The organism is Acidobacteriota bacterium, from assembly GCA_028874215.1.
Lineage (GTDB): Bacteria > Acidobacteriota > UBA6911 > RPQK01 > JAJDTT01 > JAJDTT01.
Genome location: JAPPLF010000025.1, coordinates 62921 through 83923, shown reverse-complemented (window position 1 = coordinate 83923; position 21003 = coordinate 62921). Strand labels below are relative to the sequence as shown.

The 21003-nt window shown below is 58.6% G+C and carries 14 protein-coding genes; 9 read left to right on the top strand and 5 right to left on the bottom strand.

Annotated features, from left to right (window positions below; all coding sequences use genetic code 11):
• Positions 1 to 10 precede the first annotated feature (10 nt).
• From OXT71_04950 to OXT71_04940, 3 genes are all read left to right on the top strand, one after another.
• The gene (locus OXT71_04950; protein MDE2925730.1) at positions 11 to 1990 is read left to right on the top strand and encodes a glycoside hydrolase family 127 protein; all 1980 of its coding nucleotides are present in this window, start codon (positions 11 to 13) and stop codon (positions 1988 to 1990) included.
• Between the two features lie 108 nt (positions 1991 to 2098).
• On the top strand, positions 2099 to 2992 hold the full coding sequence (locus OXT71_04945) for a sugar phosphate isomerase/epimerase (protein MDE2925729.1): 894 nt from the start codon (positions 2099 to 2101) through the stop codon (positions 2990 to 2992).
• The gene (locus OXT71_04940; GenBank protein MDE2925728.1) at positions 2989 to 4674 is read left to right on the top strand and encodes a DUF6081 family protein; all 1686 of its coding nucleotides are present in this window, start codon (positions 2989 to 2991) and stop codon (positions 4672 to 4674) included. Before OXT71_04945 ends, OXT71_04940 begins: the two co-directional genes overlap by 4 nt.
• Positions 4675 to 5036: 362 nt before the next feature.
• Here OXT71_04940 and OXT71_04935 read toward each other — a convergent pair whose 3' ends face one another.
• Complete coding sequence (locus tag OXT71_04935) at positions 5037 to 5447, bottom strand: hypothetical protein (GenBank protein ID MDE2925727.1); 411 nt, start codon at positions 5445 to 5447, stop codon at positions 5037 to 5039.
• A gap of 318 nt (positions 5448 to 5765) precedes the next feature.
• On the opposite strand from OXT71_04935, the gene OXT71_04930 reads away from it, so the two are divergent.
• Both OXT71_04930 and OXT71_04925 read left to right on the top strand, forming a co-directional pair.
• On the top strand, positions 5766 to 5930 hold the full coding sequence (locus OXT71_04930; protein ID MDE2925726.1) for a hypothetical protein: 165 nt from the start codon (positions 5766 to 5768) through the stop codon (positions 5928 to 5930).
• A gap of 27 nt (positions 5931 to 5957) precedes the next feature.
• Positions 5958 to 7643, top strand: a complete 1686-nt coding sequence (locus OXT71_04925; protein ID MDE2925725.1) for a CRTAC1 family protein — start codon at positions 5958 to 5960, stop codon at positions 7641 to 7643.
• A gap of 51 nt (positions 7644 to 7694) precedes the next feature.
• Here OXT71_04925 and OXT71_04920 read toward each other — a convergent pair whose 3' ends face one another.
• Both OXT71_04920 and OXT71_04915 read right to left on the bottom strand, forming a co-directional pair.
• On the bottom strand, positions 7695 to 9455 hold the full coding sequence (locus OXT71_04920; GenBank protein MDE2925724.1) for a CRTAC1 family protein: 1761 nt from the start codon (positions 9453 to 9455) through the stop codon (positions 7695 to 7697).
• Complete coding sequence (locus OXT71_04915; GenBank protein MDE2925723.1) at positions 9452 to 10861, bottom strand: tetratricopeptide repeat protein; 1410 nt, start codon at positions 10859 to 10861, stop codon at positions 9452 to 9454. The genes OXT71_04920 and OXT71_04915 overlap by 4 nt, the downstream gene beginning before the upstream one ends.
• 149 nt (positions 10862 to 11010) lie before the next feature.
• On the opposite strand from OXT71_04915, the gene OXT71_04910 reads away from it, so the two are divergent.
• Positions 11011 to 12447 (top strand): tetratricopeptide repeat protein, encoded by a 1437-nt coding sequence (locus OXT71_04910; protein ID MDE2925722.1) that lies wholly within the window; start codon positions 11011 to 11013, stop codon positions 12445 to 12447.
• A 147-nt stretch (positions 12448 to 12594) separates the two neighbouring features.
• Here the strand turns inward: OXT71_04910 and OXT71_04905 are convergent, their stop codons facing one another.
• Together OXT71_04905 and OXT71_04900 are read right to left on the bottom strand one after the other, a co-directional pair.
• Positions 12595 to 13914, bottom strand: coding sequence for a multiheme c-type cytochrome (locus OXT71_04905; protein MDE2925721.1), 1320 nt, complete (start codon positions 13912 to 13914; stop codon positions 12595 to 12597).
• A gap of 140 nt (positions 13915 to 14054) precedes the next feature.
• Positions 14055 to 17417, bottom strand: a complete 3363-nt coding sequence (locus tag OXT71_04900; GenBank protein MDE2925720.1) for a TonB-dependent receptor — start codon at positions 17415 to 17417, stop codon at positions 14055 to 14057.
• 259 nt (positions 17418 to 17676) lie between these two features.
• Here OXT71_04900 and OXT71_04895 point away from each other — a divergent pair, with 259 nt between their 5' ends.
• The 3 genes from OXT71_04895 to OXT71_04885 are packed head-to-tail and all read left to right on the top strand — an operon-like array spanning position 17677 to position 20954.
• Positions 17677 to 19059, top strand: a complete 1383-nt coding sequence (locus OXT71_04895) for a tetratricopeptide repeat protein (GenBank protein ID MDE2925719.1) — start codon at positions 17677 to 17679, stop codon at positions 19057 to 19059.
• Positions 19060 to 19063: 4 nt separating this feature from the next.
• Positions 19064 to 20047 (top strand): hypothetical protein, encoded by a 984-nt coding sequence (locus tag OXT71_04890; protein MDE2925718.1) that lies wholly within the window; start codon positions 19064 to 19066, stop codon positions 20045 to 20047.
• A gap of 19 nt (positions 20048 to 20066) precedes the next feature.
• Positions 20067 to 20954 carry a sugar phosphate isomerase/epimerase gene (locus tag OXT71_04885; protein ID MDE2925717.1) on the top strand — a complete coding sequence of 296 codons (888 nt, stop codon included), beginning with the start codon at positions 20067 to 20069 and terminating at the stop codon, positions 20952 to 20954.
• Positions 20955 to 21003: the final 49 nt, after the last annotated feature.

Sequence of the window (21003 nt, the reverse complement as noted above, 5' to 3'; positions counted from 1 at the left end):
GGGAGACAACATGGCTGAACTCGACCGGCGGGACTTTGTCAAACTGGGTGCGGCCACTGCCGCCGGCGCCGGCGCATTGGTGAGCTGTTCAAGGGGGCCGAAGGAAAGCGCGCCGCCGACAGCCTCCACCTATGAGGCCGAAGTGCCCGACACGCTGGACCTAGCCGACCGGGCCAGGCTCTCGGTCAACTCCTTGACCGGAGCCGTCGACCTCCAGCAGAACTGCGAGACCTTCCAGTGCCTGCACTTTGACACCAACCCGCCTCATTTCACCCACAACACCGGAGGTCCGTGTCTGCCCAAGGCGATCCATGTCCTGCCGCTGATGCGCAAGATGAGCGGCAGCACGCTCCACGCCGATTATGACAGCCGGATGGTCGATGCCTTGCTGACGGATATCGACGAGAACGGTCTCTGGTGGCTCCGTTATGCCGGAAGGCCCTCGCGGGAGGGTTTTCCCAACTACGGCGAAGACGTTTACTGGCCCTTCCCCCATTCCCGGCTCATGGTCGCCTTGATGGCGTGGCACGAGTTTGACAACGACCCGAAGTGGCTCAAGGCCGTGAAGCATTTGGCCGGGGGGCTGAAGAAGGTGGCGCGGCAGAACGGCCGGCGCGCCTGGTTCACCAACAACAAGCCGACCTTCCTGGTTCGAGCGGCGATGGCGGAGGAATTCGAAGATCTGACAGCCATGGGTGAAGGGAAAAAGCCGAGCGGGAAAGGCGGCTCCGGTCCGGCGGTCGAGGAGCCGGACAAGATCAATTTTCAGGTCATCGGCAATCCGCTGCGCGCGCTTTCCCTCTGGGCTGGTCTGAGCGGAGACGAGGAGGCGCTCGAGCTGGCCCGGAAAACGGCGCGCTTCATGCTCAAGCCCACCATGTGGGGATCTTCCGACGGACCGACCATGATTGCGGGGCCGGAGCACGCCCACTGGGAAGGCCACTTCCACACTCGGACCACCGGTGTGATGGGAATGGTGGACTACGCCATCATCGCCAACGATTACCCGGCCAAGCAATTCGTACGCCATTTCTATGAATACACCCGGAATACCGGGATCGGCCGCATCGGGTTTTTCCCCGCGGTTCTAGGCCCTCTGGAGAAGATCCAACAGGCCAACCGGCGGGCCTACGGGGGGTCGGCTCAAGTGTGCGAGACCTGCTCGATCGGAGACATGGTCTATATCGCCTGCCGGCTCAGCCAGGCCGGGATCGGCGATTACTGGGACGATGTCGACCAATACGTGCGAAATCACCTGGTCGAGAGTCAGATGTTGCGTCGCGACCTGATCGAAAAAATCATTGAGACCGCCGTCGAGCATCCCCTCAATCGTGAAATCGAGTCGGACGAGCGAGTCATCGAGAGAGGACTGGGCGGGTTTGCTTCCGTCTCCGATCCCACCCTGCTGCATGCCTGGTGGACGATGTGCTGCAATGCCAACGCCCCGGTGGGGCTTTACGAAGCCTGGAATTCCATCGTCCAATACAATCAGGGTCTGGCCCAGGTGAACCTGCTCTTGAACCGGGCGTCGCCCTGGGTCGATATCGCCAGTTACCTGCCCTACGAGGGCAAGGTGGGATTCAAGATCAAGACCGCAACGAAGCTGAGTGTGCGCATTCCCGCCTGGGCGGACACGAGAGCGGTACAGTGCCGGGTCAATCAGAAAAGCATCTCGCCGGCATGGTCGGGCAACAATGTCCTGGTGGATCGATTGCGCCCTGGTGATGAAGTGACCCTGACGTTTCCCATGGTGGCGACCACGGAATACCACACCGCGCCCACCTACGAGATTCAATACACCTGCCAATTCAAAGGAAATACCTTGGTTGACATTTCGCCGCGGCCGGACAAATTCGCCTGGAAACTGATGGCCTCGGACGATGGCGCCAAGATTCCCGTCAGGAGAGGGTATCCGCTCTATTTGAGGGAGTTCTACAAAGGTGACAAAGCCCCGATGAAGAGGATTTCCCGTTATGTTCATCAGGTTTAGAGTCTGGATCTGGCCGGTTCGCCGCGCTGACGAAGGACTGCGCTGGCGTGGCCTCTAAACTGTTGTATCCTCAAGTGAAATAGATTCTCATTTCCAGGAGATTCGGCGATGACAGATGCAACACCTCCGATTCGATTCGGGAACGCAGCCTACGGCTTCCGGGAGTACGGCTTTCCGGAATTTTTCGAGGCTTGTCACAGGATCGGCACGCCGGCGGTCGAAATCGACGCCGGATGGTTCGAGGAAGGCGAAGCCAAGAACCGGGTTTCGCTGGACGCCACCGCCCGGGAACTCGACCGGGTGAAGGAACTGGCAACGGCGGCCGGCGTTCAAGTGACTGCCATCGGAAGCGGGGCCGTGGTCGGCCTCGCAGGTGAGGTCGCCGAGGATCGCTCCGCCGAGATCATGAAGGCGGTCGACATTGCAGAGGTCCTGGGCGCGCAAGTGATTCGAGTCTTCACGGAACACGATTTCACCCACTCCAAGCACTACGTCCTGACACCGGACCGGGTGACCGACGCGCTTTACGAGACCCTGGCCATCGCCTTCAACAAATTAGGCGATTATTTGAAGGGCAAGGGAATCCGCGTGGGAATCGAAAACCATGGCGGCACCTCGGCCACCGGCGCCGGCCTCAAGAAGCTCCTGGACATGGTCCCCCATCGGGAAATCGGAGTGACCTTTGACCCCGCCAACTACGCCTTTGGGGGAGAAGATCCTTACCAGGCGTTGTTGGCGGTACAGGATCGAGTCGTCTACACCCACTGGAAAGACGTCGCCCAAGCGCCTGACAAACCCAGGGGCGTTGAATACCGGGCCTTCGGAGAGGGTGAGATCGACTGGTCTCCCATCATAGGCACGCTCTTGGACTCCTTCGACGGAATCTGGGCCATCGAGTACGAGCGAAAAGAAGCCAGTACGTTGGAAAACCTTGCCGAAGGAACGCGAAGATCGAAGCAGAATCTGGCAGCGGCCATCGAGCAGGTGAGGAACGCGTCATGATTCGGGTGCGAAACTTCACCCACGTTGGCATCAGCGTCCCCAACCTGGAGGAGACCGTCGAATTCTACGAGAAAATCGTCGGGCTCGAGACGAGCGGCCGCGACAACGGCGCCGCGTTCCTGCGCTGCAACCGCAACCACCACTGCCTGTCCATTTACCCTGGCGAACGGGCTCTGCATCACCTCGGATTGGAAGTGTTGGATGAGCAGGCTTTGGAGCAGGCCGAGCACGAGCTGGCGGCACAAGGTTTCCGGCCCGAGCCCCGGGACTACCCCGAACCGGGTCATGGATCCGGCCTTTGTTTTCGCGATCCCGACGGAAACAGGGTGGAGCTTTATGCAGGAATGCACACCCTGGATCAACCGTTGGAGCCGCGTGAAGTCCGGCCGGTCGGGTTCGGCCACATCACGTTCATGACCGCCAACCTTCCGCGCTGCGCCGCGTTTTATACGGATGTCCTCGGATTCCGCGTTTCGGACACCGTAGACGACTCAGCCATCTGGATGCGGTGCAACCAGCAGCACCACGGCGTCGCCTTCCTCCAAACCGGCCGGACCAAGGTAAACCACTATGCCTATGACCTGGCCGACTGGAGCGAACTGAAAAAGTTCTGTGATCATCTTTGGAAGAATGACGTTCCCATCATCTACGGCCCCGGCCGCCACGGTCCCGGGCACAACATCTTCATTTACATCCCCGACCCCGCCGGAAACGTGATCGAACTGACCTTGGAGGTGGACCAGATCTGGGATGACGAAACCTACCGGCCCCTGAATTGGACCAACGAACCCAAGACGGTCGATGTCTGGCGGGCACTCCCGCAGCCTCCCTACATGATGGAAGGGGAAGGCCGTGATTTTACGGATTGGTCGACCGGCTCCCCTCTGATCGGCCGAGGCTGGAGCATTCCCCAAGTGAACGGCCACCAGATGCTCGATCCGACAGCCACCGTGACCCTGCCGACCTCGGAAACGCCCGAGCTGAAGATCGAGATCCCCACCTTTACGCTTGGGTTCGACAATCCCCTCGACCACGTGAAAGCCATGTTCGTGAGCGATCGGCGCTATCCCACGGGCGAGGGCCTTTCCGTTTCCGTAGACCTCTGCGTTGAGGTGAACGGGACCGAAGCCAATCCTTTCGGAGCGGATCCGGATGATCCCAGGTTGGGAAACGGGGCCATCGCCCTGATCGACAACACCACCGGAGTGATTTTGAATTTCGGGGTATCAAATCACCGCATTATGGCGTTGCGCGAACATTTCCAGGTGAAATCACCCACGGGCGAAGACTCGACTCTGCCCATGATCGATCCGCTGCTGACCGATCTGACGATTGAGCCCGGTTCGTGGCACCGCTACGAAATTCGTTATCAGCCGGGAGAGGACGGCTGGTTGGAAGCGGCTCCCGACCACGCCCAATGGCTGGTGGACGGCCGGATCGTTCGCGAAGTCCAATGGGTCGCCACTATCGACGAGCCCTCGGCTCCCATCGTTCTACCCGCCCGGTTCCGGGTCCTCATGGCCATCTTCACCTTGCTGGACGATCGTCCCGACGGGAGGGGAGGCGTTGTGCCGGGACTCGATTCCCAATACCGGCACTCCCTCTTCGGACAAGGTGTCACGGCTCGTTGGCGCAATCTGCAGGTCTTGACGTCCAGTCAAGCCCAGCACATCAAGACGTGAGCGGCACGCGCCTGCGACGCTATGTCAATGAGTTTTCCGGTCGTCAAAAAGTCCGAGAGCTGGACACGCTGGGTCAGAGGGGAACGGTGGTGCGTTAGAAGGATTTGAAGCGGCTACCGTAAGAGGATCTGGCAGACTAGAGAACACCCCTTGGCAAATTGAACCGCCTGGATATATCGGCGATTACCGGGCCAGAAATTTCGGTATTCATGCCATGACACTTGACCGGATAGGACCTCGATGCTCCATTGATATTTGGGTGGTAGATCACGCGGTGGCTGCCTTTGCCCCTTTCATCCCAAAACTCAAATCTCGGATCGAATTTTCTTAGACGCTTTACGATTTCCCGATATTTCCGAGGACTAGGCATGGGCAACCTGGAATTGGCGCTTGATTTCCGCAATAACGTGCGGAGCTGGCATGGGCATTCCAGACGCCGTATAACCAGGAACCATAGACAAAGTGACCTCACCAGGCTCAGCAACGACCTCCTGACTCATAACAAGTCTTTCCCACTGCTGGCGGGCAAACGCTTCGGCAAATCGATCAAACCAGATTTGGTCAGCACGTTTCCAGATTAATGAGGGGTCGTCCTTAAAAACAGCGAAGCTGATTTGGACATGAACCAAATCACTCAATTCGTCTAGCGCTTCCTCTGGAGTGTCTCCGTATGCACGAATATCCATCTCCAAGGAAAGCGCAGTCCATCCACCGTCCTCCTCATTTGGATAGATGAGAACGGGCAATGGAAGATCGGACGGGGCAATCCTCATCTTTGTCGGTCCTCCTAGTGTCCTCCGATCCAGTCTACTCGAATCAAGACTCCGGCTGACCTGGATCCCGAAAGTAGCGCCATTGGTCACGGGATTCTGGCTTCGCGTCAACGAGGATCTTGGCCGCGTGCTCGGGAGAGGGATCAACCCTGACTGGCTGGTCGTGACCAATCGCACGACGTTTGCGGGGCATGGGCGGGCCTTGCATCCTCATCCTTCCTCCCAGGTGGCGTGTCAACAGCGTTGACATGCCGCTCATGCTATACATGCTACTCTCGTCTCCGTCAACCGGCAGTGCCTAGAAGAGCGGAGGAGCCGATGCCAGATTCCCGATTCGACGAATTCGACCTACCACTGACCTGTCCCCACTTCGGTCGCAAGACGACGAAGAGCGTGGGATGGCTGAAGCGTCACCCACAATTCACCCGCCAGAATGGGGTCACCACATTCGAGTCGGAAGAGATCTTCAGGGGAATCGAATAGGCCAGCCGCAGCGTCGACGAGTTCAGAATGATGACGACTACGCTTCGAATCGTCGCGACGTTGCTCCTTGGACTCGTGGCCGGCAACACCCTCCTTCCAGCCCAGGCCCCGATCCAGTTCGTTGATCGAAGCCGGGAGTCCGGGCTGAATATTCCGATCGTCTACGGAGGCGTGGAGTCGCAACGCTACATTCTGGAAACGACCGGGACGGGAGCCGCGACCTTCGATTATGACCGGGACGGACGGATCGACATCTTCCTGGTCAACGGCTCCAGATTGGACGGCGCCTCCAGCGATCCGCCCTCCAACGTGTTGTATCGAAATCTCGGAAACGGCCGTTTTTCAGACGTGACGGCGGCTTCCGGCCTCAAGCGCTCGGGCTGGGGACAGTCGGTCTGCGTCGGAGATATGGACAACGACGGATGGACCGATCTTGCCGTGACCTACTACGGGGAGATCGTGCTCTACCGTAATCGGGGAAACGGAAGCTTCGAAGACATTTCGCAGAGCTCTCGGATCGGCGGCCAGCGGCGTTGGAACGCCGGCTGCACTTTCCTGGATTATGACCGCGACGCCGACCTGGACCTGTTCGTAGCCAACTATGTGGACTATGCCGACGCCACCCGATACGAGCCCGGATCCGGCGCCAACTGCATGTGGCGGGGCATCGCCGTCATGTGTGGTCCGCTCGGGCTCAAGCCATCGGCCAATATCATGTTTCGCAACAATGGAGACGGCACTTTCAGCGACGTCTCCCCGGCCAGCGGCATCACCCGTGCCGAAGGGTTTTATTGCCTCATGCCGATCACGCTCGATTTTGATGAGGACGGCTGGACGGACCTTTATGTCGCCTGCGACACCACGCCCAACATTCTTTACCGGAACAACCAGGATGGCACGTTTGAGGATGTGGGAATGATCTCGGGCGTGGCCCTCAGCGACAACGGAAGAGAGCAGGCCGGCATGGGAGTCGCGGCCGCGGATTACGATCTGGATGGACACCTGGATCTGCTGGTGACCAATTTCTCCGACGACACCTCGACCCTCTACCACAACGACGGAAACTCCACCTTCACCGACACGACTTATCTGGCCAAGCTGGGAAAAGACACCCAATACCTGAGTTGGGGCACGGGTATGGTCGATTTTGACAACGACGGTTGGAAAGACGTGTTCATCGCCAGCGGGCACGTTTATCCCGAAGTGGACCGACACCCTTCTGAAATTACCTATCGGCAGCAGCGATTGGTCTACCGGAATCAAGGTGACGGCAGCTTTGGAAACGCCTCCAATCAAGCCGGAGACGCCATTGCCGCCAAATCGGCCGGGCGAGGCGTCGCATTCGAGGATCTGGATGGTGACGGCGATCTGGATATCGTCGCAGTCAACCTGAATGACACCCCTTCTTTGCTGATCAACGAAAGCGCTTCAGAGAACAACTGGCTCATCCTGGAACTGGAAGGTGAAGGAAGCAACCGCAGTGCCATTGGCGCGCGGATTCAAGTGGCAGCCGGAGGACGAATCCAAACCGATGAGGTGCGGAGCGCCTCCAGTTATTATTCGAGCAACGGACTGCGTGTCCATTTCGGCCTCGGCAAGGAGAACCGGGCCAAGTGGATCGAGATCCGGTGGCCCAGCGGCAGCCGGCAGAGGTTTGAGGATGTCCAGGCAGGCCGAGTCATCTCGGTCCGCGAGGGAACCGGGATCCGATGACGATCCCCAGTGAAGCGCCCCAAGAAATCGCGATAGCGACTGATTTGCTGTCTACGGCTTCCACGGCCTTCCGGAGCCTTCCTGGAGGGTGACCAACCGGTCCGCTTCCACCCCTTCCCAACTCTCGCTGCCGCCGCCGGGCCAGTGGACGATGACGGCCTCGACCTCCTGGTCCCGGCCCAAGCCGAAGTGCACCCGATGGTCGTTGGCGTTCAGATAGCTGCCGTCGGTATGTGCGCGGCGCCATAACGTGCTCTGACCCTGGCGCTGCACTCCCACCCGGGCTCCCACCCCGTAGCGGTTGCTTTGCGTCCCCTCCAGTTGAATTTGCAGCCAGTGGTGCCGCGACCCGGTCCCGTTCAACAGCAACCGTACGGGCCCGTTGTTGTTGGTGATCAGAATGTCCACGTCACCATCGTTGTCGATATCGCCAAAGGCGGCTCCCCGGCTCACTTCCGACAGTTGCAGGGCCGCTCCCGCCTCGGCGGTCGTTTCCCGATAGTTCCCGTCTCCCTCGTTATGGAACAGTTGGTTGATTTGATCGTAGGCATAATCGGCCGGTTCGGCCAGCCGCGTCATTCGCACCGCGCCATTGGCCATGAACAGATCCAGGTGCCCGTCGTTGTCGTAGTCGAACCACCGGGTGCCGAAACCGGTGTAATTGTGAACCCGGGTCAATCCGAAACGGCTGGTCTGGTCGGAAAAGCCGCCGGCGCCATCGTTCAGGTAGAGGGTATGGGTCTCTTCCGTCAGATGGGTCATGAAGAGGTCTTCGCTGCCGTCGTTGTTGAAATCGGCGGCCGTGACCCCCATGCTGGCTTCGGCATGGCCGTCGACGTTGAACGCCGTGCCTGAGAACAACCCCGCCTCTTCAAAGCTTCCGTTTCCCCGGTTGAGCCAGAGCTGATTGGGAGTTCTGTCATTGGCGACGTAGATATCCGTCCACCCGTCAGCGTTGAAATCGGCGCAAATGACTCCCAACCCGGTTCCAAAGGCGGCCCCCAACCCGGCATCCTCTGTCACGTCAACAAATTGCCGGCCCCTCTCGTTCCGGAAGAGACGATCCGGGATGGGCCGATAGCCACTGGGACCGCAATAATCCCGGAGGCCCATCTTGTTGTGGCAGGGATTGTTTCCCTTGACGGTGAAATTTCCGTAATTCGTCACGAACAAGTCGAGGTCGCCGTCGCGGTCGTAATCCAGAAAGGCGGCGCTGGTGGTCCAGCGGGAATCCTCGGCTCCCATTCCCTTCATTGAGGTGAAGGTCGCGTCTCCGTTGTTGCGATACAAGAGATTGGGTCCGTAGTTGGTCAGGTAAAGGTCAAGGTCTCCATCGTTGTCGTAATCTCCGACCGCCGCTCCCATCCCGTAGCTGACCGAGTCGACCCCGGCTTGGGCGGTCACCTCCCTGAACTTGAGACTTCCCCCGGGGATCAGTTCGTTTCGATACAACCGGTGCCCCGGCCTCCACCCGGGACCTGGAGGAAACCAGGACTCGGAGGGAGTCTTGCCCGGTTCCAGCATCGCACCTTGCACCAGGTAGACGTCCAGGTCGCCGTCGCCGTCGTAGTCCAACAGGGCGGCTCCCGAGCCCACGATTTCAGGGATGTAAAAGTTTCCGCCGGCTCCATTGAAGTGTTTGAAATCCAGCCCCACCTGGGAGGCCACTTCCGAGAAAAGGGGAGTGGGTGCGGACGGGTCTTGAGCCCCGAGAAACGGCCAGACAGAGACTCCCCAGAGCAGGATGGCCAGCAGCCTGCCCGCGGGCCGTGGACAAGCGCCCCGGAACGGAAGGCCCGCCACCTCTTTCATGGCCGTTTGCCCGCTTGCCGCAACTGCTGCAGGAACCTCGCCAGGTCGGCCGCCAATTCGCCCTTCCCCACCGCTAGCGCCTTTTCCCGGGCCTGCTCGGCAGATTCAACGGCTTTATCCAGGTCGCCCAGGCGGCCATAGCTGTGGGCCAACAGGTACAGGTAAACGGGAGTTCTCTCATCCTCTTCGGTCAGGGTCTTCAGGAAATGGGGGACGGCTTCCGCATCCCTCCCCTGCTTCTGAAGCAGGAGACCCAACTGAAAATGAGCCGTGCGGTAATCCGGCTGGTTCTCGATCGCCTGCCGAAAATGGTGCTCCGCATCCTTTAGACGCCCCTCCTGGGCCAAAACCGCCGCCAGAAGATAGTGGGACTCGGCGTAAAAAGGATCGATTTCCAAGGCTTCTCGAAAGGCTTGCTCAGCTTCCCGGTTTCTACCCTGAAGCCGGCGGAGCAGTCCCAAATTGTGGCGAATTTCGTGAATATCCGGATCAAGCTCGAGCGCCGTTTGGCAGTGGCGCTCGGCTTGGTCCAACCGTTTCAAGAGCAGTTGGGCCAGGCACAGATTGGCGTGAGCCCGGGCGTACTCCGGATCTTCCTTCAGAGCGCGTTGATATTCGACGATGGCCGGTTCGATCCGGCCTTCCTCTTGAAGCCGAAGACCCTCCTTGAAGTAATATTCTGCGTGGGACCGCAGGGCGGCCACCGTCTTGAGCAGAGGATCATCCAACTCCGGACTTCTCCCCCGATTTTGTTGAAAGAGCCGTATGTTCTCTTGAAATTCATCCGGCATTCCCAGTTGTCGATAGGCTGTTGCCAAAGCGTAGTGGGCCGCTCCGAAACCCTGGGACAATGACAAGGCTCTGCGGTAGCTTTGAATTGCGGCTTGCCATTGGCCCTTGGAGGACTGAATCCGGCCCATTCCGTAGTGCGCTTGCGGACAGTCGGGATCTTGCTTCAACACGAACTCGTAGATGGTCTTTGCTTCCTCCTGATTGTGGGTCGCAAGCAGAAGTTCGGCCAATCGGACGCGGGCGGGAAGATAGTCCGGGTCAACCGTGATCGCCTTGCGTAATATGCGGATGGCCTCGCCGGTCTTTCCCTCGGCCCCGCGCACGACGCCCAGGTAGTACGGCCAACGTAAAGTTCCCGATTGCAGCAAGTCGCTTCTTTGATAAAAAACGGCGGCCAGCTCAAATTGGTCGAAGGCATGGAAGGTCATTGCCAAGCGGCCGTTGGCTTCCGCATCGTCTGGAAACTCCAACACCTTTGCGTAGGCCTGCTGCAATTTCGGGTCGAGAATCTCCCATTGCCGGGGCAGGAGTTGAGGAATGGGTGGAAGATCCTGAGCCCGAAGGTCTGAGCAAACCAGGAGAAAAAACACGGCCGGTGCGGCCCAACGGCCCATTGCCCGAATTTTATTCCGCGTTGAACAATCGGTCAAACGAGGCCAGGAACCGGCCAGGGAAGGTGTGGCCCCCGAGCAACAGGAATAAGACAGGCGGGATTCTTTGGTTCGCCTATCCGCCCTCTTCACACCTCTGCTAGCATTGGTGGATGGTGTTGCCTACCCGGCCACGCTTGTCACACCTGACACGAATTCCTGTTCTTTTTATTTTCTTCTGCTTCGGATGGTCACAATCGTCAGGGCAGAAAACCGTTTCGGAGCTTCTCCAAACAGGCCGGTTGCCGGAGGCCCGTAAAATACTTTTAGAGCTGGCTCAAGAGGATCCGGACAACGAAGATTTGCAGGCGGTTCTTGGACAAATCGCCTTCAGCTTGAAAGAGTACGGGGAGGCTGCAAAACGCTTCCGGGAAAGTGCTTCAAAGCTCTCCAAGAACCCGATTCTGCTTCTCAACTACACCGAATCGTTACTGCAGACCAAGGACAATCAGGCTGCCCTTGAAGCCGTGGAACGCTTGCCCGAAGACCACTTCATGGCGCAGTTCGAGGCGGGTTTGATTCTGGCTCGCTTCGGCGAATTCCCGGCTGCCGAAAGGCATTTCAAGCAGGCCCGCGCCGGGCATCCGGACCCGCTGTCCGTGGCCTACAACCTGGCGTTGGCTCAATACCGTCTCAGGAAGTTCGAAGAGTGCGCGGCGACGATCGAGGAATCGCGACGCGGCTGGACAATTTCAAATGTTTCAGATCCTCCTTCGGCTCAGAAACAGGAACGAATGCTTGATCTATTGTTGCTGGCGAAACAAGAGGCGCCAGTCGACATGCTGCGGCAGGCGATCGGCCGGGATCCTGGAGATGAAATCAATTACCTGGCCATTGCCGAGCGCCGGGTCGAGGAAAACAAGCTGCTGCAGGCAGTTGAATTGGTGGAGCGGGGTCTGGAACAACTCCCGCATTCTTACAGTTTGCGTTTCAAACATGCTCATTTGCGATATTTCCTGGCTCAATACGGGCTGGCCGAAGCGGAGTACCGAAAGGCTGCCGAGCTACGGCCGGACCTTGCCATGCCGCGAGTGGGCCTGGCTCTGGTGCTGATGGAAACCCGGCAACTCGACGAGGCTGCCACTGTCTTGCAAGAGGTGCTGCGACGAACCCCTCTCAGCTTTTATGGACACTATCTTCTGGGAGAGCTGGCCGTCTTGAGCGGTGTTGCGCCCGGAAGTCAGGTTGAGTCGAAAGCCGTGGAGCACCTGAAACAGGCCACGGCGTTGCAACCGGATTTCTTTTTTTGGGAAGGATCATCTCCCGTGGCCCTTGCGCACACCAGCCTGGGCAAGCTGTATTTGCAAAGAAGCGACCCCGCCTCGGCCGTTCGAGAGTTGGAAAAAGCGGTTCAACTGGACCCGGAAGCGACTCCGGCCTTCTATCAACTCTCGATTGCTTATCGAAAGTTGGGGAACAAGGAAAAAGAACGCCAGACATTGGCCCAGGTCCGTCGCCTCAATCAACAAAGGCGCGAACTGGGCGCCAGGAAATTGTCGAAGCGAGCAGTTCAGAAAACCCGCCTGGGACTTGGTGGTCCCCCTGGTTAGAACTATTTCAGTAGCTCCCCCACCGGCCCGGTCCGGCGGACGGGGGGCGGGGGCGGCGGTTTCCAACCGCCGATTCGGGGCGGCGGTTTCCTAACCGCCGATTCTTGCCGCATGGGCGATTGGAAATCGTCTCCTCCTTGAACTGTCTTATTGCTGGAACTGCTTCAAAAGACGTTTAGCGACAGCCGAATAGACGGCGATTTTGTGATCCCGCATCCGCGGAGCCTCAAACCCGCTGGCCGTCGCCATTGGCGTTCCCAGGTCCCGCTGTACCGGCATATGACAGTCGATACAGTTGCCTTCGATGGCATCCCCCAAGGTTGCCGCCATCCCACAGACCTGCGGCTCGTGGCAGGTCATGCAACGTCGAGAAAACAGTTGCAGGTTTGCGCGCTCCAGGTGGTGCGGATCATGGCAACTATTGCAGGTCAGCGACCCACTCTCCTGAAAACACCGGGAGCGGCGAAGGCGATCGGGTTGATTGGTGGTGTGCACGCCTCCGCTGTTCCTGGCCCGAAGGCTCTCCACGGCAATGAACGCTTCAGGCCCCTGGCCAGGCCTGAAGGAAAAGGGACCGTTGCGCGGGACCAGGTGACCCGAGTGACACTGGGCGCAGAGTGTCATCTGGAGTTCCCGCTCGAGTTTTCCGGGATGGACGATATCGCCAGTGGCGCCGGAGCCGGATCTTTCCGGCGGGTTTTTCGAATGAAGGCCTCCCGGGCCATGACATCTTTCGCAGGTGACTCCCAGCGAGTAATTGTTCCGGCTGTAGACATTGCTCAGATAGGGCCGCATCGGGTCTTCTTTGCTGTCAACCTCAAAGAAGGTGGCATGGCATTCCAGGCAACGCGGATTAACCGCGCGGTCGAAATACGCCTGCCCATCCGGATAGCCGGGGCTGTTGATCCAACGCTTCGCCTCGGTGAAATAGGAAACCGGCAACTGAAAGAGTTTGCTGCCTCGCCAGTAGAGATAGGTCTGGCCCATTTTCCCCGATCCGACGACGATGTCCATGCGCTCGGTACGCGGGACAATTCGACCTTGTTCCCGAGACCAGGCGGTCTGAAAGAAACCGTCTTCCGAAGCGCGCATCTCGAACCAGAGATGCGGATTGCCGGTGCGAAGCAAAGCCTGAGCGGGCTCAAAACTGCCGAGTATGGAATTCGCTCGAGGAAGCTGGGAGGTGAGGTAGTGGGTGGTTTGGCGAAAGCTTTCATGGATAGATTGATGGCAATTTCCACAGGTCGAGGCGCCCACATAAGGAGAGCGATTGTCGCCGGAAGGCGCCGGCACGGAAGATGCCGGTTGTTCCGGCGGAAGCGGCAGTGGGGCGGCAACCGGTTGAACGAAGAGGAAAAGAACCGGAATCCGGATCAATGAGCCGGCATGCGGACAACCCACCTTGTCCCCAACTCTATCAAAACGGGAAAGATGACCTGGTTTCCCACGGCGCTGGTATGAATTCACCAAAGTGCGCCTGCCGGAGGATCCGGCCGCGGACGGGCACAACAATTCAAGTCGGGCCTGGGTCGGTCAATTCGAGAGGGACCAGCTCAGTCCCGCCGGCTCGTTTCAACAAGCGGCGGGACTGAGCAGATGGTTGTTCGTCAGAAAAAGAATTGCAGTCCCAACTGGGTCTGGCGTGCAAATTGAGCGCTTGTGATGCGATTGGTCGTGCAGGGAGCATCGGCCGGACAGATGCTGGTGCTCGGATCGTTGAAGTTGGCCCGGTTCAGAAAATTGAAGAAATCGGCCGTGAAACGAAGCCGCTTACCCTCCAGGATGACGAAGTCTTTCATCAGGGAGAAATCAACGGTCTGCGATCCGGGACCTTCCACGATTCCGACGCCGGCATTGCCAAACACGAAGGGCCCGGGGTGAACGAATGCATTGATGTCCCACCAGGCATCGATCGTCTGTGGACCCTTGCCGTTACGTAGCCGGTTGGCGCGTGAATTTCCTCCGAATGAGCCCGTCAGGTTGGGCGATGCGTAGAAGTTCAGAGGAACCCCCGATTGGCCAATGAAGGCGAATGAGGTGTTCCAACCCCCGAGTATCTTGGATACGAGGCCATCATTGAGAAACGAACGATTGACTCCGAAGGGCAACTCGTAAGTCCCCGCCACCACGAAACGCAGCCGCCTCGAAAGCCAGGCAGGCCCCCGGGCGGAAGCTCGATCGTAGACGTTGTGCCGCCCTTCACGATTGCCCAGGTGTTTCGACCAGGTGAAGTTGGTGAGAAATGCCAAGCCGCCTCCAAACCTCTTTTCCGCCTTGAGCACCATGGCATGATAAGTCATGGTCTTGTCGGGTACCGAGATCTGGTTCACGGCGCTGTATTGCGGATAGGGGCGGTCGGCCTGGGTGGCATTCGGCCCCATCAATGACGGCCGAAGCTGGTTCAAATTGTAGCTCCACTCACCCAGATGCCTGGTCAGGTTGCCGATGTAGCCGGCTTCGAGCACGATGTCGTTGAGTTCGTGCTGGAGGGTGGCACTCATAGAGATACTGTAGGGATTCTGACGCAACTCGGGACAGCACAGGTATTCGGCACGCAAAATGGCCGGCTGCCCGATCTCAACCGCTCCGAATCCGGGTTGCAACTCGAACACCGGTATCGCTCCGACACCGGCCGAAATACTGCTGATCGCCGGAGTGACTCCATGGTCGGGGCTTGACAAGCTCTTGCTGACGGTCACATCGCCGCGCCCCGTCCGGGGAGTTTGCCAGGGGTTCATGCCGATCATGGGTTGCATGTAGTAAATACCGGCCCCGGCCCGCACCACTGTCTTGCCGCCCCCTGGGTTCCAGGCGACTCCCAGCCGTGGCGCAACGTTGGTTTTTTGCGTCTGATAGTACTGTTCTGGGTAGAAGAAGGCGCCCGGGCAGTTGCAAACGGGGTTGATCGCATTGAGGTCGAAAGAGCTAATGAGGTTGTTTCGCTCCCTCAACGGCGTGTCGAAATCATAGCGCAACCCCAGGTTCAAGATCACGTTGGGACTGACCCGCCAGTCATCCTGGATGAACATCCCCCAGTACCAAGTGCTGAAATTTCGTTGGGCAACATTGGAAATGTTGGCTGCGTCCACCCGATCCAGCAGCAAGGAGGCTACGGAATCTCCGCTGGCGGCGTCAAAAGGATTGGCGGCTGTGGCGTTGGCCGAGAAATTGTAACGTCCGGAAGAATTACTGGCCTGGAAATAGGCGTGACCGGAGCGTCTCGTCTCGATGCCCACCTTGAAAGAATGAGCGCCTTCCAGCCAGGTCAGGGTTTCGCCAAAGTGCATCCCGCGTCGTGGATTGATCGCCGAACCACCGCCCCAGCCGGCGCCGGGCCCCGAGTAGCCGGCGATGCCAATATGGGGAAAGTGGTTGTTTTCGCCGTAGGTATTCGTGGACGGGATTTCAGGAGGAATCGCGATTCCAATCTCTTGCGGGAAACCCAGACCTTGAGAAAGAGGTCTTGCCCATTGCGACAACTCGTTGTAGGACTGGCGAAAGTCAGAGATCACCGAGGGACTGAAGGTATGCGTCCAACCGGCCGCCTGGTTGAGCTGGTCGAATCTCATGAGCCAGTCATCCGGGTCGGCCGGATTCCGTTCGGCGCGCTTGGAGATGGCGTCGTCGGGAAGCCGGCTCGTGTCGAAGCCGGACGGTGGCGTCCAGGCTCCAATCGATTCACTGACGGATGGATCGGAAATAACGCGAACAAAGATCTTGTCGTTGTCATCTGCTTGCCAGTCGAAACGGGCGGTCCATCCCCACAAGGCCAAGGGGTTGGCAGTCAGCCCCACGAAGTTGTTGCTTCCGGAAGGGTCGTCAGGGGCCCGGTTCGGCAAAGGAAGATAGGAAAGAATCGCCTGTGCCTGACGGCTGATGCGGTCGGCCGGGATGATGTTATTCGGGAAAGGGGTGCGGCTGATGGTTCCGTCCGGGTTTTCAACTGTGGTGAGCGGGTCATAAATGGTTCGCAGACTTCCGTCAGCGTTGAACTTGCCCGAAAAATCCCCCCGCCTCTGGGCCTCCGTGGGGAAGGTGCGAAACCGTGAGCCGGTTGGAGTAAAGGAGCGCTTTCCCGAACCACTGACCATGAAGTGAAGTTTGTCTTTGATGATCGGTCCGTCCACTTCGAACCCGTAAAGATGTTCCCGGAAAGGATCTCGTTTGGCAGCGAAGAAATTACGAGCGTCCAACGCTTTCTGACGGTGAAACTCCCACACGGAACCGTGGAAACTGTTGGTTCCTGACTTGGTGGACATGATTACCAGGCCGCCACCCCCTCCGTTGTACTCGGCCTTGAAGCTGGTTTGCACGATCCGCATTTCCTTGACAGTAGCTGTTCTGGGACTGGTGTCCGGGTTGCTGTCGTAGGCGCGGCCGCTCATGCCGTAGGCTCCGTCGACATAGACTTCCCCAGCCTGGTAGGGAACTCCGTTCATGCTGTAGTAAGTCGACTGGCCGGGGATCAGACTCCAGGTTCCACGATAGGAAACAGCCGCTGCATACTTGATCATGTCGAGAGGCCGTTTTAATACTTGGGGCAGATCCTCGATCATTTTCTCTTCGAAAAAAGTGCTGACCTTTACCGATTCCCTTTCCAGGGTCATACCCGCCGCCTCCACCGTGACCTGGTCGGCGATTTCACCGATTTCCAGGGCGATGTCCACGGTGGTGATCTTCATGGTTTCCAGGGTCGCTTCCACGACCGTGGTCTTGAAGCCGTCCAACTGGGCACTGATTCGATAGCCCCCCGGAATCAGCTCGAAGACGCGGTACAGCCCCGTGTCGGTGGTGATGGCCGTCTTGCCAACGCCGGACTCGGTGCTGGTGACGTCGACGGTGACGCCGGGCAGAACTGCGCCCGTGGCGTCCGTGACCGTGCCTGAGACTTCAGCGAAGCGCTGGGCCGAGGCAACCGAAAAAATCAGCGGGAGAGAGAGCAGAAAAACAATAACCGTCTTGGACTTCATGACTTCTCCTTGTTTCAGAAGAAAACGGATGGAAGTGGAGCGCCTGGGAACGCACTCGGTGGTAGTAGGAGCCAAATCCCCGCCTGGAGTCTCCGGCGACCGACCATCGCCTGCTTGGGACTGTCCTTACCAAACTCGTTCCTGGTTGATTTCGGCCAGGAGAAATGGGAATCGGGCCCCCTGGGATACGGGCCCGCGCAATGGGGTCATTTCTACCACGGGCGATTCAACATCGTCAAGAGTTCCCTATACTGGGTCAATGAGGCGAGTTCCCTTCTCGCTATTTGCCGGCGCCTCCTGTTGGTTGATTCTGCTCTCTCCCGCCCTGGCCCAGCCAGTCTGGAAACAGCGTGCACTTGAACTGCTTGACCGGGGCCGGGTGCAGGAAGCACGCACGCTGCTGCTGGAAACGTTGGGCCGGGAGGCCGGGAACGAAGAGGCCCAGGCTCTTCTGGGACAAATCGCCTTCACCCAGAGAGATTTCCGGGAAGCAGCCCGGCGCTACTCCAAAGCTCCCTCGGTGCTGCGGGCAAACCCCTTGTGGCTGGTCAACTATGCCGAGGCGTTGCTCGAAAACAAACAGGCCGGGGCAGCCAAACGTGTCCTCGAGAGCGTACCGGCAGACAACGCCGTTGCCCAGTTCGAGACCGGTCTCCTGCTGTCGCGTTTCGGTGAGTATGCCGCGGGCGAACGCCACTTCGAGCTTGCCCTGGCGGGCTATCCTGACAGATCCGCGGCGGCCTATAACTTGGCGTTCGTGCAGTATCTTCTGGGTAAACACACCGACTGTGCCGATACCCTGGAGAACATGCCGCAACGATACAAGACCGGTGATGTTTTCAACCTGCTGGCGCTCGCCTATCTGGAACTCGAAGAGTTCCAAAAAGCCTGGCGGATCCTGCAGCAGGCGACTCGGGACTATCCCGGCGACGAACGCAATTACGTGGCGATCGCCCGGATGGCGACAGAGGCGGCCATGTCACCCTCGGTGGCCCTGGATTTCCTGGATCGGGGACTGGTTCATCTACCGAATTCCCACGCCTTGCACATCCAACGTGGCTACTTGAAGCTGTCCCAGGGCCGCTACCGCGAAGCGGCAGCCGACTACGAAAAGGCAATCCGGCTACAGCCGAATTCGGCGGTGGCCAGACTGGGACTGGCTTTCGTGCTGGTGGAAGCCCAGCGACATGACGAGGCGACCGTTCTTCTGGAGCAAGCACTGCGGGAAGACCCCGCAAACTTCTATGCCCACTACCTCCTGGGAGACATCGGGATGACTCAAGGGTCCCGTCCGGGGACGCCGGCAGAAGCAAGAAGTCTAAGACATTTGCAGCAAGCGACGGCCTTGAAATCCGACTTCGTTCTTGCCCGCATCAGCCTGGGCAAGCTCTATTTGAAAAGAAACGACCTGGACTCGGCCATCCGGGAATTGGAGACCTCGATCCGGCTGGATCCCCAGGCAACTACGGCCTATTACCAGTTGTCGATCGCCTATCGAAAAGCCGGGAAAAAGGAAAAAGCTCTCGCGGCTCTCCAACAGGTACGACGCCTCAATCGGGAAGAGCGCAAGCTGGGAACCGACCGATTCCTTTATCGCAAGCTCAAGAGAGGGGCGGCCCAGCTCTACACACCCGCCAGGTGAGAAGATGGCGCTGAAGTATTCTCGCGTGGTTTTGTCGGTGCTGGTGCTGAGTGTGTTCTCCAACCATTTGACCGCACAGGAGAGGGCACCGGAACGCCAACAAACATCTCAGCAGCCATCTCAAGACCAACAGGAACCCGAACAGCCTGCCCGCGTCGTCGGTGAGCCCAGAGAGAAAGCGGAGTTCGATGCTTGGCAAGCGGTGGAACGAGCCGGCAGGCTTTCGGAAAAGGCCGAATTGGCCATGAGGTTTCTGGAGAGCTTTCCAAACAGCGGCCTGACGGCCTTTGCCCACCATGTCTTGGCGGACGCGGCTTATCAGGTGAGTGAGGTCGACAACTTTATCCTGCATGCTGAACAAGCCTTGCTTGAGTTGCCCGAAGTGCCTCAGTTGCTGGCCCCGTTGGCTTACCTCTATTCCGAAAGACGCCAAACGGCCAAGGCGAGCGAGTACGCCAATCGGGCCCTGCTGTTGTTGGAGAATTTGGAAAAACCCGGCAAAATGACAGCCTCCGAATGGGTCAATCAACGGCAGGGATTGCAGGCCGACGCCCACTATGCCTTGGGTCGCGCCTATTTGGAGCTTTGGCAGCAATCGGCCGGTTCACCCAAGGAACTTCGACAGGCGGTTGAGCACTTCAGCAAGACACTGGAAATGGACCCTGAGCATGCTTACGCTGCCTTCCGACTGGGCTTTGCGCACGGAAACTCTCGTAATCCCAAGGCTGCGGTGGCTGCCTATGCCCGAGCCTCCATTCTGGATTCTCCGGCTGCCGAGCGCTCCAAGACTCATTTGGAGCGAATTCATTCGATCATGCAAAAGGCCCGCGATTACGAATGGGCCGGGAAGAGCATCGATGCCATCCTCGAAGAGGCCAGAAGACGCCTGGCGGCGGAACAGGCTGAAAAGGGGCAGGAACTGGCTCGTCTGGCGGAAGAGATCGACAATCTGGCGCAGGAAGACGCAGTTTTACGTCCGGATCAATAACCAATAGGAGATTCCAACAATGAACGTCAAGGTGGGTAGCTGTCCGGATTCCTGGGGCGTGTGGTTCGGGGAAGATCCCAAACAAATCCCCTGGCGGAGGTTTCTCGACGAGGTGGCGGAGGCCGGCTATGAGTGGATCGAACTGGGTCCTTATGGTTATTTCCCGCAAGATCTCAACGTCTTGCGCCGGCAATTGAGCCGGCGGAATCTGAAGGTCACGGGCACCTTTCTGATGGCTCATCTGGAAGACCTGGAAGCCTGGCCGGGGTTGGAGTCGCAGCTATTGGAAGTCGGAGAGTTGCTGGCGGGACTGGACGCGCGATTTCTGGTCTTGATCGACGACCTGCACACGGATTGGTTTACCGGCGAACGAATCAAGCCCGAACGACTGGATGAGGATGCGTGGAAGCGCCTGATCGATGCCACCCACAGGGCGGCGATCCTGGTGCGGGAAAAATTCGATATCCAGTTGGTTTATCATTCCAGCCCCGATTCCCACGTCGCCTTTGAAGACCAGATCGAGAAGCTACTGGAAGATACCGACCCCGAGGTGATCTCCCTGGGCCAGGACGTTGGTCATCTGGCCTACCGCGGGGTGGACCCGGTCGCCTTCGTGCGCAAGCATCACGAGAGGATCCCTTACCTTCATCTCAAGAGCGTGGACCCTGAACTTCGCCGGCAAGTGGTGGCTGAGGAAATACCGTTTATTCATGCCGTCGCCATGGGCATGTTCTGTGAACTCTCAAAAGGAGTGGTGGATTACATTGCCTTGCGAGATTTGCTGCAGGAAATCGAATATGACGGCTGGGCCATTGTTGAACAAGACATGTATCCCGTGGCGTTCGACAAACCATTGCCCATCGCCAAGCGAAACCGGGAGTACTTGAGATCGATAGGAATCGGATAGTGGTTGAATTCATTTTGACCACCCCAACCCCTGTTTCCGAAACGGCCAA

Coding starts and splice junctions, on each gene's coding strand:
- OXT71_04940 (MDE2925728.1), top strand. CDS start 2,989: ATGATTCGGGTGCGAAACTTCACCCACGTTGGCATCAGCGTCCCCAAC.
- OXT71_04895 (MDE2925719.1), top strand. CDS start 17,677: ATGAGGCGAGTTCCCTTCTCGCTATTTGCCGGCGCCTCCTGTTGGTTG.
- OXT71_04915 (MDE2925723.1), bottom strand. CDS start 10,861: ATGGGCCGTTGGGCCGCACCGGCCGTGTTTTTTCTCCTGGTTTGCTCA.
- OXT71_04945 (MDE2925729.1), top strand. CDS start 2,099: ATGACAGATGCAACACCTCCGATTCGATTCGGGAACGCAGCCTACGGC.
- OXT71_04925 (MDE2925725.1), top strand. CDS start 5,958: ATGATGACGACTACGCTTCGAATCGTCGCGACGTTGCTCCTTGGACTC.
- OXT71_04885 (MDE2925717.1), top strand. CDS start 20,067: ATGAACGTCAAGGTGGGTAGCTGTCCGGATTCCTGGGGCGTGTGGTTC.
- OXT71_04890 (MDE2925718.1), top strand. CDS start 19,064: ATGGCGCTGAAGTATTCTCGCGTGGTTTTGTCGGTGCTGGTGCTGAGT.
- OXT71_04920 (MDE2925724.1), bottom strand. CDS start 9,455: ATGAAAGAGGTGGCGGGCCTTCCGTTCCGGGGCGCTTGTCCACGGCCC.
- OXT71_04930 (MDE2925726.1), top strand. CDS start 5,766: ATGCCAGATTCCCGATTCGACGAATTCGACCTACCACTGACCTGTCCC.
- OXT71_04910 (MDE2925722.1), top strand. CDS start 11,011: ATGGTGTTGCCTACCCGGCCACGCTTGTCACACCTGACACGAATTCCT.
- OXT71_04950 (MDE2925730.1), top strand. CDS start 11: ATGGCTGAACTCGACCGGCGGGACTTTGTCAAACTGGGTGCGGCCACT.
- OXT71_04900 (MDE2925720.1), bottom strand. CDS start 17,417: ATGAAGTCCAAGACGGTTATTGTTTTTCTGCTCTCTCTCCCGCTGATT.
- OXT71_04935 (MDE2925727.1), bottom strand. CDS start 5,447: ATGAGGATTGCCCCGTCCGATCTTCCATTGCCCGTTCTCATCTATCCA.